This is a genomic window from Duganella sp. CF402 (genome assembly GCF_900109645.1).
In the GTDB taxonomy this organism is placed as follows: domain Bacteria; phylum Pseudomonadota; class Gammaproteobacteria; order Burkholderiales; family Burkholderiaceae_D; genus Rugamonas.
In genome coordinates this window covers 777,353-793,056 of sequence record NZ_FOBG01000002.1, presented here as the reverse complement: position 1 = coordinate 793,056, position 15,704 = coordinate 777,353, and the positions used below count along the sequence as shown (strand labels likewise).

Here is a 15,704-nt window from a genome sequence, read left to right as displayed (position 1 = left end):
CGTTCTATAGATTCCGGCCTTCGCCGGAATGACGGGCGGGTGGGGAAGTGGTCAGCGAGGGTAGAACGCGCCTAGCACGCGCTCGCCTTTTGCTCCCGTCACGGAAGGCAGGTTGCCTGCCAGCCGCTCGCTGAAGCGGTATCCCAGCCACGCGAACGCTAACGCCTCCACGCGGTTGGGCGCAACGCCCAGCGCTTGCGTGGACGCCACCAATACCTGCTTGCCCAACTCGGCACCCAACGCATCCATCAGCACGCTGTTGTAGGCGCCGCCGCCGCAAATGTAGACCGCATCGGCGCCGCCGCCGTACTTCTTGATCGCATCGGCCAGCGTCACCGCCGTGTACTGCGTCAGCGTGCGCTGCACGTCCTCCGGCGCGGCCGGCGCGTGCACGGCCAGGCGCGCATCGAGCCAATCCAGATGGAACAAATCACGGCCCGTGCTTTTCGGCGCAGGCAGCGCCAGATAAGGTTCCCTGAGCAGTTCGGCCAGCAGATCTGGAATCACCTTGCCGCTGGCCGCCCAGGCGCCATCCGCATCATATTCTTGCTGGCGATGGCGCGCGATCCAGCCGTCCATCAGCACATTGCCTGGTCCGGTATCGAAGCCAATCACACTACCGTCGCCACCGAGCACGCTGATGTTGGAGATGCCGCCGATATTCGCCACCACGCGCGCCTGCCCGGCCTTGCCGAACAAAGCCTGATGGAAGGCCGGTACCAGCGGCGCGCCTTGCCCACCGGCGGCGATATCGCGGCTGCGGAAATCCGCAATCACATCGATGCCGCACAGCTCGGCCAGCAGGGCTGGATTATTGGTCTGGCGGGTGAAGCCCAGCTCGGGGCGATGGCGTATCGTCTGTCCATGCACGGCGACCGCGCGCACGTCCTGCGCCTGCTTGCCCGACTCGCGCAGCAGTTCGGCAACGCACTGCGCATAAAACTGCGCCAGCTGATTGGCGGCCAGCGCCTCGCGCTCAATCTCGTTCGCGCCCGCAGCCTGCAGCGCCATCAACTCCGCGCGCAGCGACGGCGGGAACGCGATGTACGCCGCCGCCAGCGTCGTGATGGCAGGCCCATTGAACTGCGCCAGCGCGCCATCCACGCCATCCAGACTGGTGCCCGACATTAAACCGATGTACAAAGCCATAGCGCTCTCCTGATCAATCGCCAGATTATAGTTCAGTAAGCTTTCTTGCCCGGCACGGTGACGGTGACGACGGTGCCATCGCCTTCCTGGCTGGCGATGTCGAGTGTGGCGCCGATGCAGTTGGCGCGCTCGCGCATGCCTTGCAAGCCCCAGTGCCCCGGCCGGTGGCCCGCTGCCGCCACCGATTCATCCAGCCCGCGTCCATTGTCGCGGATGTGCATGACGAAGGCGCTGCCGCTGTAATCGATTTCCAGCACGATGCGGCTGGCCTCGGCATAGCGCGAGGCGTTGAACAGCGCTTCGCGCGCGATGGCATAAATCTCATCGTGCACTTCGGCACGTAACTGACGTGCCGTGCCGTGGACCCTGGTATCGAACATGTGCGCACGATGCTCGGCCAGGCCTTTGCCGAATTGTTCCAGCGTCAGAGCCAGCACATCGGGCGAGCCCGAGGCGCGCAAGTCCATGATCTGGTCGCGCCCCTCCACCAGCAGCCGCTCGGCCAGGCTCAGCGTTTGATCGAGCCGGATGCGCTCCGGCGTGCCTTCCTTCAAATGCCGGCTATGCGCGTCGAAGCCCAGCAGCAACGCCTGTATGCTTTGCAGCAGGGTGTCGTGCAGGGTGCGGGCGATGCGCGTGCGCTCGCCGAGGCGTTCCTGCAAGCGCTCCTGCATGCGGCGTTCGAGGTAGCGGATGCGCAGGGCATAAGCCGCATACAACAGCAGCAGGCCCAGCGCCACCAGCAGCAGCTTGAACCAGACGCTCTGCACGAAGGTCGGCGGGATATCGATCTCCAGCACCGCACCCTTGGTGTTCCAGACCTGGTCCTCGTTGGAGGCGATCACCTCGAAGCGATACTGGCCCGGCGACAGGTTGGTGTAGTAAGCCTGACGCCGGCCGACCGGCTCTTGCCACGCGCGGTCCAGCCCCACCAGCCGGTAGCGCAAACGCACACGTTCTGGCAGGGACAGGCCGAGCGCCGTGAAGTCGATCTGGATATCGCGCGTGCCTTGCGGCAGGTACAGCATCCCATTGCGCGGGATGGCATGCGGCACGCCGTCGGCCAGCAGATTCGCCACTTCCACCGGCGGCGCCAGCGGATTGCGCAGGATGTGCGCCGGGTCGATGCTGCCGACGCCGCCGGTGGTGGCGTACCACAGCAAGCCGTCGCGCGCACGCTTCAGCGATGGCACCGGCCGTAGCTGCGGCGCGTGGCCTTGCATGCCATCCTGTGCATCGAAGCGTTCGAAGGGCAGGGCGCTGCGGTCGCCTTTCAGCCATTTGCCCAGCTCGGCCGCACCGATGCGGTACAAGCCATCCGCGCCATTGATCCAGAGCTCGCCGCCCGGCAGGTGCACGATGCCGGAGGCGCCGCGAAACACTTCGCCGCGTTCGCCGAGCAAGGGCATGACGCGGCCGTCGCGGTACAGCACCACGCCGTTCTCGCCGCCGATCCACATATGCCGGCCTTCCACCTGCAAGGCCAGGATGGTGCCCAGTTGCAGGCCTTGCTGCGGCCCCAGCTGGCGCACCCGGTCGTCGCTGACGATGCTGATCTGGCTGCGCTGGTGCGCCATCCACAGGTCGCCGTTGCCATCGACGGTCATGGTGGTGGTCAGCAAGTCGGGCAGGCCCTTGAGGCCGCCGGATTTGGTCCACTGGCCGTCGGATAGTTGATAGACGCCTTTGCCGGCGGAGAACGAAGCCCACAGCTTGCCGTGGCGGTCTTGCTGCAGCGCGTGGAAGCGCAGGGTGCGCACTTCGTCCGGCGGCGCGAAGAAGGTCACGCGGCCGTCGCGATCGAGGCGCCGCACGCCATCCAGATTGCCCAGCCATACGGTGCCGTCGGGCGCGGTGTAGCTGGCGGTGAGCGCGCCCTCGGCCTTGCGCTCGATGCGGCCGTCGGGGCCGTAGCTCCACAGGTCGGCGCTGCCGTAGTCACCCACCCACATTTCGCCGTCGGGACCGCTGACCAGCGCCGGGTATTCGAGCTGCTTGACCACCGGCGCGGTGTGCAGGCGGTTGCGGCGCAAGCGGTCGAGGCCGCGCGAAGTGCCGACCCAGAGATTGCCTTCGCGGTCCTCAAACGTGGCGCCCAGCATGGGGCCGCTGATGTGGTCGAGCTTGGTCACGCTTTGGTCGGCGCCGCCTTCCGGCAGCTTGCGTTCAAAACTGTGGGAGTGGGTCAGCCACATTACGCCCTGGCGGTCGAAGCGCACGGAATCGCCCTCGAACTCGGCGCTGATGGTTTCGCCGGCAGCCGGGGCGCTGGTGCGCACCTTGAAGATGCTGTGTTTGAAGTCATTGGCCCAGATGGCGCCGTCCGGCGCCTCGTGCAGCGCCACCAGCGCCGTGTCGCGCGGCCAGGCCTGGCTGAAGCGGAGCTCGCCGGGCCGGCGGAACCAGGCGCCGATATTGGTGCCGACCCAGACGGTGCCGTCGCGCGCGAACAAGGTCTGGAACACGCCCAGCGCCGGCACACCGGCCTCGGACGGCAGGTACTGGAAACGCTGGGCGCCCGGACGCAGCACGGCCAGGCCGTCGCGCATGGCGACCCACACGGCGCCGTCCGGCGCCATCTCGATGTGCATGGCGCCGACCGGTTGCAGACCGTCGGCCTCGGCATAGGTATGCGCGCCATCCTTGCGGAACACCGAGACGCCGCCGATGCGGTAGCCGACCCAGATCGCGCCGTCCGGCGCGATGGCCAGGGCATTGATATTGTTGGAGGCCAGCGGGTGGCCGTAGACCTTGTCGATGCGCTCGAAGTGCACGCCGTCGAAACGGTACAAGCCGCTGGGCGAGGCGATCCAGAGCCAGCCGTCGGCGCCCTGCGCCAGCTTGGTGGCGCCGGTGGGGGCGCCATCCAGTTCGGTCCAGGCGGTGTGGGTGTAATCGGTGAGCAGCGGTCGCGGCGCGGTGGCGCCGGAGAGGGAGTGCCCTGCGAGCAGGGACGAGAACAGAAGGGCTTTGAAGATGCGTAAGCTCATCGATCAACGAAAAAAAACAGGCCAGTTTGAGCTGGCCTGTGATGTTATTTTGCTGCGACGCGGGTCGGTGCGCCACCGCCACCGGCCGGACGCAGCAGCGCGAAGCGGTGCATCATGTCGTTGGCGTAGACCTTGAAGCGCGACATTTCAGCAGCTGTCAGCGGCGCTTGCGCCTGCACATTCATCTTGCTAGGGTCCTTGGCTTCGCCGCCGACGCGGAACTCGTAGTGCAAGTGCGCGCCGGTCGACCAGCCGGTGGTGCCGACGTAGCCGATCACATCGCCCTGGCTGACCTTGGCGCCTTTTTTCATGCCATTGCCGAAGCGGCTCATGTGGGCATAGGCGGTGGTGTAGTTGTTCCAGTGCTTGATGATGATGAAGTTGCCGTAGCCGTTCATGGTGCCGGCGAAGTCAATCACGCCATCGCCCGCTGCGCGGATCGGGGTGCCGGTCGGCGCCGGGAAGTCGATGCCCTTGTGGGCTTTCCACTGGCCCGAGATCGGGTGCACGCGCATCGCGAAGCCGGACGAAATACGCGAGAACTCGACCGGCGATTTCAGGAAGGCTTTCTTCAGCGATTTGCCGTCGAAGCTGTAGTAGCCGCCGCCTTGCTTGCTTTGCGGATCTTCAAACCACACGGACTGGTAAGTGGTGCCCTTGTTGGTGAACTCGCCCGCCAGCACGCGGCCGGCGCGCACGAACTCGCCGTCCTGCCAGAAGGTTTCGTAGACGACGTTGAATGTGTCGCCGCGTTTCAGGTCGCCACGGAAGTCGATGTTGGTCGAGAACATCTCGATGATCTGCTTGACGATGGTGTCCGGCAGCTTGGCGCCGTCTTCGCTGGAGTCGGTGGCTGCGTACAGCGAACCCGATCGGATGGTGCGGGCGTGCATCTCGACGCGGCGTTCCAGCTTGGCTGGCTCGGCGGTGGCGACAAAGCCGTCGCCCTTGCGGGTGATCTTGATGTTGGTGACCGGATCGTCCTTGCCATCGACCACAGTGGCGCGCAGCCACTGCAGGTTGCCTTCGTCGTCGGTCTGCGCTTGCACGCGCTTGCCGGTCTTGAGCTGCATCACGCCTTTCGCAACTTTATCTTTTTTGATAAAGTTCTCGGCCGCATCGTCATCCACGCCAAGGCGGGTCAACAACGTGGCCAGGGTATCGCCGGCGCGGATTTTCTCTTCGTGGACGAATTGGGCAGTAGAAGACTGTTGTTCCAGCGCGTTGATTTGCGGGGCCAGGTCCGGAGCAACCACGGATTCCTGCACAGTTTTCACAGGCAAGTCGGACGCGTCAGGGGCGAGCGGAGCTACGCCGGCGGCACCAAAAGCACATACTGCGAGAAACAATGCAGACGCGCTGATGATGCGCGCCTTGCGCGTAGACCCTAGCAGACTGAACAAGCGTGAGCTTGTGAATTTATGTATTTGGTTCATGCAATCAGTTAAAATTTGCCGCTTGAACTATTCAGGAACGTTTTATTTCTTCTAATTATGTGTTTGGTTAGTTTTCGTGCGGCAAGATTGATCGATCGAGGATTATATCAAACTCCTGAAGCAGCCCACCTTTTTCTGAAAAATACGCTTAAAAAACTATGACTACGACTTCTTCGATACCGCCGGCTCCCTCCAAAGCGTTGCCGTTATCCGACAACGTACAAGAGGCACTCGCCATCACCAAACGCGGTGTCGACGAGTTGCTGATTGAAAGCGAGTTCGCCCAAAAGCTGGCGCGCTCGGAGCAAAGCGGCGTACCGCTGCGCATCAAGCTGGGCCTGGACCCAACCGCGCCGGACCTGCACCTTGGCCACACCGTGGTGCTGAACAAGATGCGCCAGCTGCAAGACCTCGGACATCAGGTGATCTTCCTGATCGGCGACTTCACCTCCATGATCGGCGACCCGTCGGGCCGCAACGCCACCCGTCCGCCGCTGACCAAGGAACAGGTCGAGCAAAACGCGATGACCTACTTCAAGCAGGCCTCGCTGGTGCTGGATCCGGCCAAGACCGAAATCCGCTATAACTCCGAGTGGTGCGATCCGCTGGGCGCGCGCGGCATGATCCAGCTGGCTTCGCGCTACACCGTGGCGCGCATGATGGAGCGCGACGATTTCACCAAGCGCTTTAAAAATGGCACGCCGATTGCCGTGCACGAATTCCTCTACCCGCTGATGCAAGGCTACGACTCGGTGGCCCTGAAGGCCGACCTTGAGCTGGGTGGCACCGACCAGAAATTCAACCTGCTGGTCGGCCGCGAGCTGCAAAAGGACTTCGGCCAGGAGCCTCAATGTATTTTGACCATGCCGCTGCTGGAAGGTTTGGACGGCGTCGAAAAAATGTCGAAGTCGAAGAACAACTACATCGGCATCACCGAGCCGGGTAACACCATGTTCGCCAAGATCATGAGCATCTCGGACGAAATGATGTGGAAGTACTTCAATCTGCTGTCGTTCCGCTCGATCGCCGACATCGCCGCCCTCAAGGCGGAAATCGAAGGTGGCCGCAACCCGCGCGACGCCAAGGTGGCGATTGCCCAGGAAATCGTGGCGCGCTTCCACTCGCAGCAGGCGGCGGAAGATGCACTGGCCGACTTCGTCAACCGCTCGAAAGGCGGCATCCCGGACGATATTCCGGAAGTCTCGCTGGGCGGTGCACCGCTGGGCGTGGCGCAGCTGCTGAAGCAAGCCAACCTGTGCGCTTCCACCTCGGAAGCCATGCGCATGGTGGAGCAGGGCGGCGTGCGCGTTGACGGCACCGTCATCAGCGACAAGGCGCTGCAACTGCAAGCCGGCACCTTTGTGCTGCAAGTCGGCAAGCGCAAGTTTGCGCGCGTGACCCTGTCGGCATGATCGGGCTGCTGCAACGCGTGAGCAGCGCCAGTGTGGTGGTGGATGGTGCGATGATAGGCACCATCGACGCCGGCCTGATGGTGCTGGTCTGCGCCGAGCGCAACGATACCGAAAAGGAAGCGGACGCGCTGCTCACGAAGCTGTTGGGTTACCGCGTGTTCGCCGACGATGCGGGCAAGATGAACCGCAGCGTGACCGATACGCAGGGCGGCTTGCTGCTGGTGCCGCAGTTCACGCTGGCGGCCGACACCAAGTCCGGCACGCGTCCTTCGTTCACGCCGGCGGCGGCGCCCGCCGATGGCCTGCGGCTGTTTAATTACTTCGTCGAGCAGGCGCGCCTGAAGCACCCGACGGTGCAGACCGGCCAGTTCGGCGCCGACATGAAAGTGTCACTGACCAACGACGGACCGGTTACCTTCTGGCTGCAAACCAACGCGAAATAAAATGAAACTCACCAGCACCAGTTTCCGCGAGTACGGTCTGCTTCCCGCAGGCCTTAGCCCGCAACTGGGCTGGGACGAGGTGCCGGCCGGCACGGAATCGCTGGCGCTGGTCTGCATGGACGCCGACGCCCCGGCTGGCGGCGGCGACCTGTTCCATTGGTGCGTGGCCGATATCCCGCCGTCGCGGCCAGCCATCGAAGCAGGCGCGGCGGAAGGCGGTTTGCGGCAGGGCCGCAACGATTTCGGCCACATCGGGTATCATGCGCCCTCGCGGTCGCCGGAGCAGGCGCACCACTATATTTTTCGCATTTATGCACTGGATGTGGCGCGGCCGGAGCTGCCGGACGGTTTTACCGGCACTGACCTGTTGAACGCCATTTACGGCCATATCATCGACGAAGCGCAGCTGATAGGCGCGGATACACAACCATGACTCACACCACTATTTTGCTGATCCGCCACGGCGAAACGGCATGGAACGCCGTGCGCCGCCTGCAAGGCCACATCGACATTCCGCTGAACCCGGAAGGCGAGCGCCAGGCGGCCGCGCTGGCGCGCGCGCTGGCCGCTGAAAAGCTGGACGCCATCGTCTCCAGCGACTTGCAGCGCGCCATGCAGACCGCGCAGGCAGTCGCCGCGCTGCACGCCGGGGTGGGGCTGCAAACCGACGCCGGGCTGCGCGAGCGCGCCTACGGCGTGTTCGAGGGCATGCTGTACCAGGACATCCAGCAGCAATACCCGGAAGACTTCGCCCGCTGGCAGGCGCGCGATATCGACGCCGTGATGCCGGCCGGCGACCGCGTGGCGGAAAGCTTCCATCAATTCTACGACCGCGCCATCTCCGGCCTGCGCGCCGTGGCCGCGCGCCATGCCGGCCAGACCGTGGCAGTGGTGGCCCACGGCGGCGTGTTGGAATGCGCTTACCGCGAGGCGCGCGGCATCCAGCTCGACAGCCCGCGCGACTTCCAGGTCAAGAATGCCAGCATTAACCGTTTTACTATTTCGGGCGGAAAACTGGTGCTGGACAGCTGGGGCGAAGTTGAACACCTCGCTCTGGCCGCAATGGACGATGTGATCTAACGTTCGTGCTTTAAATTTACGCACGGAAACAACAGTTCATAACATACAGACTGCACATTTGCCGAATTCATAAAAAATAGTGCTTATTATTTGAGCAGGGCTTCGGTTAAAATAGAAGGTTCCTTCTCACCCCTTTCAGGCAATGCCAGTGCAAATCGGCCCTCATTTACTGCGTAACAACGTTTTCGTCGCCCCTATGGCTGGTGTCACGGATCGTCCATTCCGCCAGCTGTGCAAGGAGCTGGGCGCGGGCTACGCGGTATCGGAAATGGCTGCTTCCAACCCGCGCCTGTGGGCCACCGAGAAGAGCTCGCGCCGCACCGACCACACCGGCGAGATGGAGCCGAAAGCCGTGCAAATTGCCGGCGCCGACCCGCAAGACCTGGCCGACTGCGCCCGTTTCAACGTCGAGCGCGGCGCCCAGATCATCGACATCAACATGGGCTGCCCGGTCAAGAAAGTCTGCAACGCATGGTGCGGTTCGGCGCTGCTGCAAGATGAAGAACTGGTCAAGCGCATCGTCGATGCAGTGGTGGGCGCGGTCGACGTGCCGGTCACGCTGAAATTCCGCACCGGCTGGGACCGCGAAAACAAGAACGCATTGAAGATCGCGCGCATCGCCGAGGACGCCGGCATCGCCATGCTGACCCTGCATGGCCGCACCCGCGCCGACGGCTACAAAGGTGACGCCGAGTACGACACTATTGCAGCCGTAAAGAAATCGGTTTCAATTCCGGTGGTCGCCAACGGCGACATCACCACCCCGGAGAAAGCCAGGTTTGTACTGGATTACACCGGCGCCGACGCCGTCATGGTGGGCCGCGCCGCCCAAGGCCGACCGTGGATCTTCCGCGAGATCGACCACTACCTGCGCACCGGCAAGCATTTGCCGGCCCCGTACGTGGACGAAGTGCGCGCGCTGATGGATGAACATTTGCGCGCCCACTATGCCTTCTACGGCGACTATCTCGGCGTGCGCACCGCCCGCAAGCACATCGGCTGGTACGTGCGCGACTTGCAGGGCGGCGAAGAATTCCGACAACGGATGAATCTGCTGGAATCCACAGAGGAACAATTGCTTGCTGTGGACCAATTCTTCGAATCGCAGTGGAGTTACGGCGAACGGTTACAATACTGCCTCGCCGAAGAATTGCAGACTGCCTGACCGGCACGAGAGAGTACTAAAAAAGTCACAATATCAGAAAGGTAAACGTTTCCAGCCACGAGCCGGGGCGATTTGCCAGCGTCAACAGATTACATAGCGAACGACAAAAATGAGCAAAGAAAGTATCCAGGAAGTAGTCCAGAAGAGCCTCGAAGAGTACTTCGCAGACCTGGGCGAGCAACAGGCATCGAACATCTACGACATGGTTGTGCTGACCGTTGAAAAACCGATACTGGAAGTGGTCATGACCCGTGCCGATGGCAACCAGTCGCACGCCGCGCAGATGCTGGGCATCAACCGCAACACTCTGCGTAAAAAGTTACAAGAGCACGGCCTGCTGTAACAGCGCCTGTTCCATCCGGCATGAAGTGGCTGGGGACGGCCGCAATGCCGGCCGACCGTATATCAACCACCTAGTCTTTTCATCGCCATGATTAAACAAGCTCTCATCTCCGTATCCGACAAAACCGGTGTGCTGGACTTCGCGCGCGCGCTGTCCGCCCTGGGCGTCAACATCCTGTCGACCGGCGGCACCGCCAAACTGCTGGCCGACAACGGCGTGCCGGTGACCGAAGTTGCCGACTACACCGGTTTCCCGGAGATGCTGGATGGCCGCGTGAAAACGCTGCACCCGAAAGTCCACGGCGGCATCCTGGCGCGCCGCGATTTCCCGGAGCACGTGGCCAAGCTGGAAGAGCACAACATCCCGACCATCGACATGGTGGTGGTCAACCTGTACCCGTTCCAGGCGACCGTCGCCAAGGATGACTGCACGCTGGACGACGCCATCGAGAACATCGACATCGGCGGCCCGGCCATGCTGCGTTCGGCGGCCAAGAACCACAAGGACGTGGTGGTGATCTGCGACCCGGCCGACTACGGCCTGGTGCTGGCGGAAATGAAAACCACCGACAACGCGCCTGGCTACGTCAGCTACGACACCCGCTTCACGCTGGCCACCAAAGTCTACTCGCACACCGCGCAGTACGACGGCGCCATCGCCAACTACCTGACCAGCCTGGACGCGACCCGCGCCCACGCCACCCGCAGCGCCTATCCGAACAAGCTGAACGTGGCGTTCGAAAAGGTGCAGGACATGCGCTACGGCGAAAACCCGCACCAGTCGGCGGCGTTCTACCGCGACGTCGTGACCACCGCCGGTGCGCTGGCCAACTACAAGCAGCTGCAAGGCAAGGAACTGTCGTTCAACAACATCGCTGATGCGGACGCGGCTTGGGAATGCGTGAAGAGCATGGGTGGTTTCGACCAGTCGGCCGCTTGCGTGATCGTCAAGCACGCCAACCCGTGCGGCGTGGCCCTCGGCGCCAATGCCGTGGAAGCCTACAAACGCGCGCTGCAGACCGACCCGACCTCGGCGTTCGGCGGCATCATTGCCTTCAACGTGGAAGTGGATGCGGCGGCTGCGACCGAACTGGCCAAGCTGTTCGTGGAAGTGCTGATCGCGCCATCGTTCACCGCTGAAGCCAAGCAGATCCTGTCGGCCAAGCAGAACGTGCGCCTGCTGGAAATCCCGTTGGGCGATGGCGTCAACGCGATGGACTTCAAGCGCGTGGGCGGCGGCCTGCTGGTGCAGTCGGCTGACTCGAAAAACGTGCTGCTGAGCGACGTGCGCGTGGTCAGCAAGAAACAGCCTACCCAGCAAGAACTGCAAGACATGATGTTTGCATGGCGCGTGGCTAAGTACGTGAAGTCGAACGCTATCGTCTTCTGCGGTAACAACATGACCCTGGGCGTTGGTGCTGGCCAGATGAGCCGTATCGACTCTGCCCGTATCGCTTCGATCAAGGCGCAGAATGCTGGCCTGTCGCTGGCCAACTCGGTGGTGGCGTCGGATGCGTTCTTCCCGTTCCGTGACGGTCTGGACGTGGTGGTGGACGCCGGCGCGACCTGCGTGATCCATCCGGGTGGCTCGATGCGCGACCAGGAAGTGATCGACGCGGCTGACGAGCGCGGCGTCGTGATGGTGTACACCGGCACTCGTCACTTCCGTCATTAATTTTCGGCTATCTCCGAATAAAGCGCCCGCAAGCTTGCGGGCGTTTTCTTTAGTGCATACAATTCCCCAATGATAATTCTCGGCATCGACCCCGGCTTGCGCACCACTGGCTTTGGCGTCATACAAAAGCAAGGTAGCAAGCTGCGCTACATCGCCTCCGGCACCATCAAGAGCGGCGAAGGCGATCTGCCGACGCGGCTCAAGGTGATCCTGGACGGCGTGGGCGAAGTCGCCCGCACCTACAATCCGGATTGCGCGGCGATCGAACAAGTGTTCGTCAACGTAAACCCGCAATCGACCCTGCTGCTGGGGCAGGCGCGCGGCGCGGCGATCTGCGCGCTGGTGGCGGCCGACCTGAGCGTTGCCGAGTATTCCCCAACCCAAATCAAAAAAGCCATCGTCGGCACCGGCCGCGCGGTGAAAGCGCAGATGCAGGAGATGGTGGTGCGGCTGCTGGCGATGCCAGGCATGCCGGGCACCGATGCGGCCGATGCGCTCGGCATCGCCATCTGCCATGCGCACAGCCGCGAAACGCTGACGCTGATCGCCGGCGGCACCAATGCCACCGCCAACGGCCCGCTGGCCGGACTGCGCATGCGTCGCGGCCGTCTGGTCGGCTAACTTCTTCTAAAGGTACACAATGATCGGACGTCTCTCCGGGATCCTGCTTGAAAAAAATCCGCCGCAACTGCTGGTGGACGTTGGTGGCGTCGGCTACGAAGTCGACGTCTCGATGAGCACCTTCTACAACCTGCCGGGCGTGGGCGAAAAAGTGGTGCTGTTCACCCACCAGGCCATCCGCGAAGACGCGCACCTGCTGTTCGGCTTCGGCAATGCCGAAGAGCGCGCCGTGTTCCGCCAACTGATCAAAATCACCGGCGTGGGCGCGCGCACTGCGTTGTCGATTTTGTCCGGCATGTCGATCGCCGACCTGGCGCAGGCGGTGACGCTGCAAGAAGCCGGCCGACTGGTGAAAGTCCCCGGCATCGGCAAAAAAACCGCCGAGCGCCTGCTGCTGGAACTGAAAGGCAAGCTGGGTGCGGAGATTGGCGCAGGCGGCGCGGCTGCCGCCCCAGACTCCAAATCCGACATCCTCAACGCCCTGCTGGCGCTGGGCTACTCCGACAAAGAAGCACTGCTGGCGCTGAAAACCGTCCCCGCCGGTGCGTCTGTCTCCGACGGCATCAAACAAGCCCTCAAAGCCCTTTCCAAAGGCTAATTCAGGGTCAGCTCTGTCATTTAGACACGCGATGCGCACCTTTGATATTAATCAAGACGCGATTTTTTGGCGGATGAATGTACAGAGCTCACCCTGCGGAACTAGCTAATTGAACTACCTAATAGGGTATTGAGATTTCTCAAAGGTGATGTCTGCGTGTCCAAATGACAGAGCTGACCCTGAATTGATGTATTTGCAGGGTAAAATAACTGTATGAGCATACAGACCGATAATTTCACCGAGCAGCGCATCATCGACGCGGCACCGTCCTCTCCCAATGAAGAGGCGATCGAACGCGCCCTGCGCCCCAAGCATCTCGATGAATATGTCGGGCAGGCCAAGATCCGCGATCAGCTGGAGATTTTCATTTCCGCCGCCCGCAAGCGCAAGGAAGCGCTGGATCACACCTTGCTGTTCGGGCCTCCGGGCCTCGGTAAGACCACGCTGGCCAACATCATCGCGCGCGAGATGGGCGTGAACCTGCGCCAGACCTCCGGCCCGGTGCTGGAACGTCCGGGCGACCTGGCCGCCATCCTGACCAACCTGGAAGCCAACGACGTCCTGTTCATCGATGAAATCCACCGCCTGTCGCCGGTGGTGGAAGAAATCCTGTATCCGGCTTTGGAGGACTACCAGATCGACATCATGATCGGCGAAGGCCCGGCCGCGCGTTCGGTCAAGCTGGACTTGCAGCCGTTCACGCTGGTCGGCGCCACCACCCGCGCCGGCATGCTGACCAATCCACTGCGCGACCGCTTCGGCATCGTCGCCCGTCTTGAGTTCTACAACACCGCTGAACTGACGCAAATCGTGACCCGCAGCGCCGCGCTGCTGAAAGCGGCCATCGATCCGGAAGGCGCGCACGAAATCGCCCGCCGCGCGCGCGGCACGCCGCGTATCGCCAACCGCCTGCTGCGCCGTGTGCGCGACTACGCGGAAGTGAAGAGCAACGGCGAAATCACCAAGTCCGTGGCCGACGCCGCGCTGGTGATGCTGGACGTGGACACGGTCGGCTTCGACGTCATGGACCGCAAGCTGCTGGAAGCGGTGCTGTACAAATTCGGCGGCGGCCCGGTCGGCATCGGCAACCTGGCGGCCGCCATCGGCGAAGCGGCCGACACGATTGAAGACGTGTTGGAACCGTACCTGATCCAGCAAGGCTTCCTGCAACGCACGCCGCGCGGCCGCGTGGCCACGCCGGCCGCCTATAAACACTTCGGCGTCAACCCGCCGCGCACCAATCCCAACGGCGAATTGTGGGAGCTGTGATGCAGATCTGGGTCGATGCCGACGCCTGTCCTGCCGTCATCAAGGAAATCCTCTACCGCGTGGCGGAGCGCATGCAGATGCAGGTCACGCTGGTGGCCAACCAATTGCTGCGCGTGCCGCCGTCGCGTTTCATCCGCTCAGTGCAAGTACCGTCCGGCGCCGACGTGGCGGACCAGGAAATCGTGCGCCTGCTGGAGCCGGGCGATCTGGTGGTTACCGGCGACATCCCGCTGGCATCGGACGTATTGAAGAAGGGCGGCTACGCCCTGAATCCGCGCGGCGAGTTCTACACCAACGACAACATCGCGCAAATGCTGACCATGCGCGCCTTCATGGACGAACTGCGTGGCAGCGGCGTCGACACCGGCGGCCCGGCCGCCTTCAGCCAGTCGGACCGCCAGAATTTCGCCAATAGCCTGGACCGGCACCTGGCCCGGCACAAGCCACGAACGTAATTACCAGCTGTGATGGACGTACTGCGCGATGCGGTTGCGGTAGATCTCGCGCAGTGCGGCCATCGTTTCCGCCGGCAGGGCCGGCAGCGCGCTGGCGCGGCTGTTGGCTTGCGCTTGCGCCGCATTGCGCGCGCCTGGAATCACGGTGCTGACGGCATCTTCCATCAGGATCCAGCGCAGCGCGAATTCCGCCATGCTGGCATTGGCCGGCACCAGCTTGCGGATTTCTTCCACTACTTCCAGCGCCACGTCATACGGCACGCCGGAGAAGGTTTCGCCCTTGTCGAATGCTTCGCCGTTGCGGTTGAAGGCGCGGTGGTCGTCGGCGGCGAAGGCGGTGTTTGCACTCATCTTGCCGGTCAACAGGCCCGACGACAGCGGCACGCGCGCGATCACGCCGACCTGGCGCTTTTTCGCCTCCGCGAAAAACAGCGCGGCAGGGCGCTGGCGGAAGATGTTGTAGATGATCTGGATCGACTGCACGTTCGGGTATTCGATGGCTTTCAGCGCTTCTTCCACTTTTTCCACCGACACGCCGTAGTGGCGGATTTTGCCGGCTTTCACCAGATCGTCCATGTGGCCGAACACTTCCTGCTGGTAGTAGACGGCTGGCGGCGGGCAATGCAGCTGCACCAGATCCAGGCAGTCGGTCTGCAGGTTGGTCAGCGAGCGGTCGACGAAGGCGGTCAGGTTCTGCTTGCTGTAGCCTTCCGCCACGTGCGGCGACAGGCGGCGGCCGAGCTTGGTGGCGACGTAGGGTTTTTCACCGCCGCGTTCCTTCAGCACTTCCGCAATCAGCTGCTCCGAGCGGCCGTCGCCGTAGACATCGGCGGTGTCGAGGAAGGTGACGCCGGAATCGAGCGCCGCATGCAGCGCCGCCTTGGCGTCGTCCTTGCTCACGTCGCCCCAGGCGCCGCCGATGGCCCAGGCGCCAAAGCCAATTTCCGATACGGCGCTGCCGGTACGTCCGAATACGTTCTGTTTCATGATTCTGCCCGATGGTTCAAAGAGCGTAGTTATAGCACTGCGTGGTAGCATCTGTGATTGAACTTTATTCATCGTAAGATTG

The 15,704-nt window shown here is 62.8% G+C and carries 15 protein-coding genes; 11 read left to right on the top strand and 4 right to left on the bottom strand.

Annotated elements, in window-relative coordinates; translation table 11 throughout:
- Positions 1-51 precede the first annotated feature (51 nt).
- From BMZ70_RS21570 to BMZ70_RS21560, 3 genes are read right to left on the bottom strand one after another with little or no spacing between them, the layout of a single operon-like run.
- Positions 52-1,149, bottom strand: coding sequence for an anhydro-N-acetylmuramic acid kinase (locus BMZ70_RS21570; protein WP_092279281.1), 1,098 nt, complete (start codon positions 1,147-1,149; stop codon positions 52-54).
- A 32-nt stretch (positions 1,150-1,181) separates the two neighbouring features.
- Positions 1,182-4,139, bottom strand: a complete 2,958-nt coding sequence (locus BMZ70_RS21565; protein WP_092279279.1) for a sensor histidine kinase — start codon at positions 4,137-4,139, stop codon at positions 1,182-1,184.
- Positions 4,140-4,183: 44 nt separating this feature from the next.
- A complete protein-coding gene (locus tag BMZ70_RS21560) occupies positions 4,184-5,575 on the bottom strand; it encodes a M23 family metallopeptidase (RefSeq protein WP_092279277.1) in 1,392 nt (463 codons plus the stop codon).
- Between the two features lie 158 nt (positions 5,576-5,733).
- On the opposite strand from BMZ70_RS21560, the gene tyrS reads away from it, so the two are divergent.
- The 11 genes from tyrS (at position 5,734) to BMZ70_RS21505 (ending at position 14,635) form a co-directional block, all read left to right on the top strand.
- Positions 5,734-6,987 carry a tyrosine--tRNA ligase gene (gene tyrS, locus BMZ70_RS21555; RefSeq protein WP_092279275.1) on the top strand — a complete coding sequence of 418 codons (1,254 nt, stop codon included), beginning with the start codon at positions 5,734-5,736 and terminating at the stop codon, positions 6,985-6,987.
- Positions 6,984-7,430: a D-aminoacyl-tRNA deacylase gene (gene dtd, locus BMZ70_RS21550; protein ID WP_092279273.1), complete on the top strand. Its 447-nt coding sequence runs from the start codon at positions 6,984-6,986 to the stop codon at positions 7,428-7,430. The genes tyrS and dtd overlap by 4 nt, the downstream gene beginning before the upstream one ends.
- A 1-nt stretch (position 7,431) precedes the next feature.
- Entirely contained in the window at positions 7,432-7,863 is a 432-nt protein-coding gene (locus tag BMZ70_RS21545) for a YbhB/YbcL family Raf kinase inhibitor-like protein (protein ID WP_092279271.1), read from the top strand.
- Positions 7,860-8,510 (top strand): histidine phosphatase family protein, encoded by a 651-nt coding sequence (locus tag BMZ70_RS21540; protein WP_092279269.1) that lies wholly within the window; start codon positions 7,860-7,862, stop codon positions 8,508-8,510. The genes BMZ70_RS21545 and BMZ70_RS21540 overlap by 4 nt, the downstream gene beginning before the upstream one ends.
- A 148-nt stretch (positions 8,511-8,658) precedes the next feature.
- A complete protein-coding gene (dusB, locus tag BMZ70_RS21535) occupies positions 8,659-9,675 on the top strand; it encodes a tRNA dihydrouridine synthase DusB (protein ID WP_207231577.1) in 1,017 nt (338 codons plus the stop codon).
- Positions 9,676-9,784: 109 nt separating this feature from the next.
- Entirely contained in the window at positions 9,785-10,018 is a 234-nt protein-coding gene (locus BMZ70_RS21530) for a helix-turn-helix domain-containing protein (protein WP_072788986.1), read from the top strand.
- An 87-nt stretch (positions 10,019-10,105) separates the two neighbouring features.
- Complete coding sequence (gene purH / locus BMZ70_RS21525; protein ID WP_092279265.1) at positions 10,106-11,692, top strand: bifunctional phosphoribosylaminoimidazolecarboxamide formyltransferase/IMP cyclohydrolase; 1,587 nt, start codon at positions 10,106-10,108, stop codon at positions 11,690-11,692.
- A gap of 69 nt (positions 11,693-11,761) precedes the next feature.
- Positions 11,762-12,313, top strand: a complete 552-nt coding sequence (ruvC, locus tag BMZ70_RS21520; protein WP_092279263.1) for a crossover junction endodeoxyribonuclease RuvC — start codon at positions 11,762-11,764, stop codon at positions 12,311-12,313.
- A 19-nt stretch (positions 12,314-12,332) separates the two neighbouring features.
- Entirely contained in the window at positions 12,333-12,911 is a 579-nt protein-coding gene (ruvA, locus tag BMZ70_RS21515; RefSeq protein ID WP_092279261.1) for a Holliday junction branch migration protein RuvA, read from the top strand.
- Between the two features lie 213 nt (positions 12,912-13,124).
- Positions 13,125-14,180, top strand: a complete 1,056-nt coding sequence (gene ruvB, locus BMZ70_RS21510) for a Holliday junction branch migration DNA helicase RuvB (RefSeq protein ID WP_092279259.1) — start codon at positions 13,125-13,127, stop codon at positions 14,178-14,180.
- Complete coding sequence (locus BMZ70_RS21505) at positions 14,180-14,635, top strand: YaiI/YqxD family protein (RefSeq protein ID WP_092279257.1); 456 nt, start codon at positions 14,180-14,182, stop codon at positions 14,633-14,635. The genes ruvB and BMZ70_RS21505 overlap by 1 nt, the downstream gene beginning before the upstream one ends.
- Here the strand turns inward: BMZ70_RS21505 and BMZ70_RS21500 are convergent, their stop codons facing one another.
- On the bottom strand, positions 14,636-15,622 hold the full coding sequence (locus BMZ70_RS21500; protein WP_092279255.1) for an aldo/keto reductase: 987 nt from the start codon (positions 15,620-15,622) through the stop codon (positions 14,636-14,638).
- Positions 15,623-15,704: the final 82 nt, after the last annotated feature.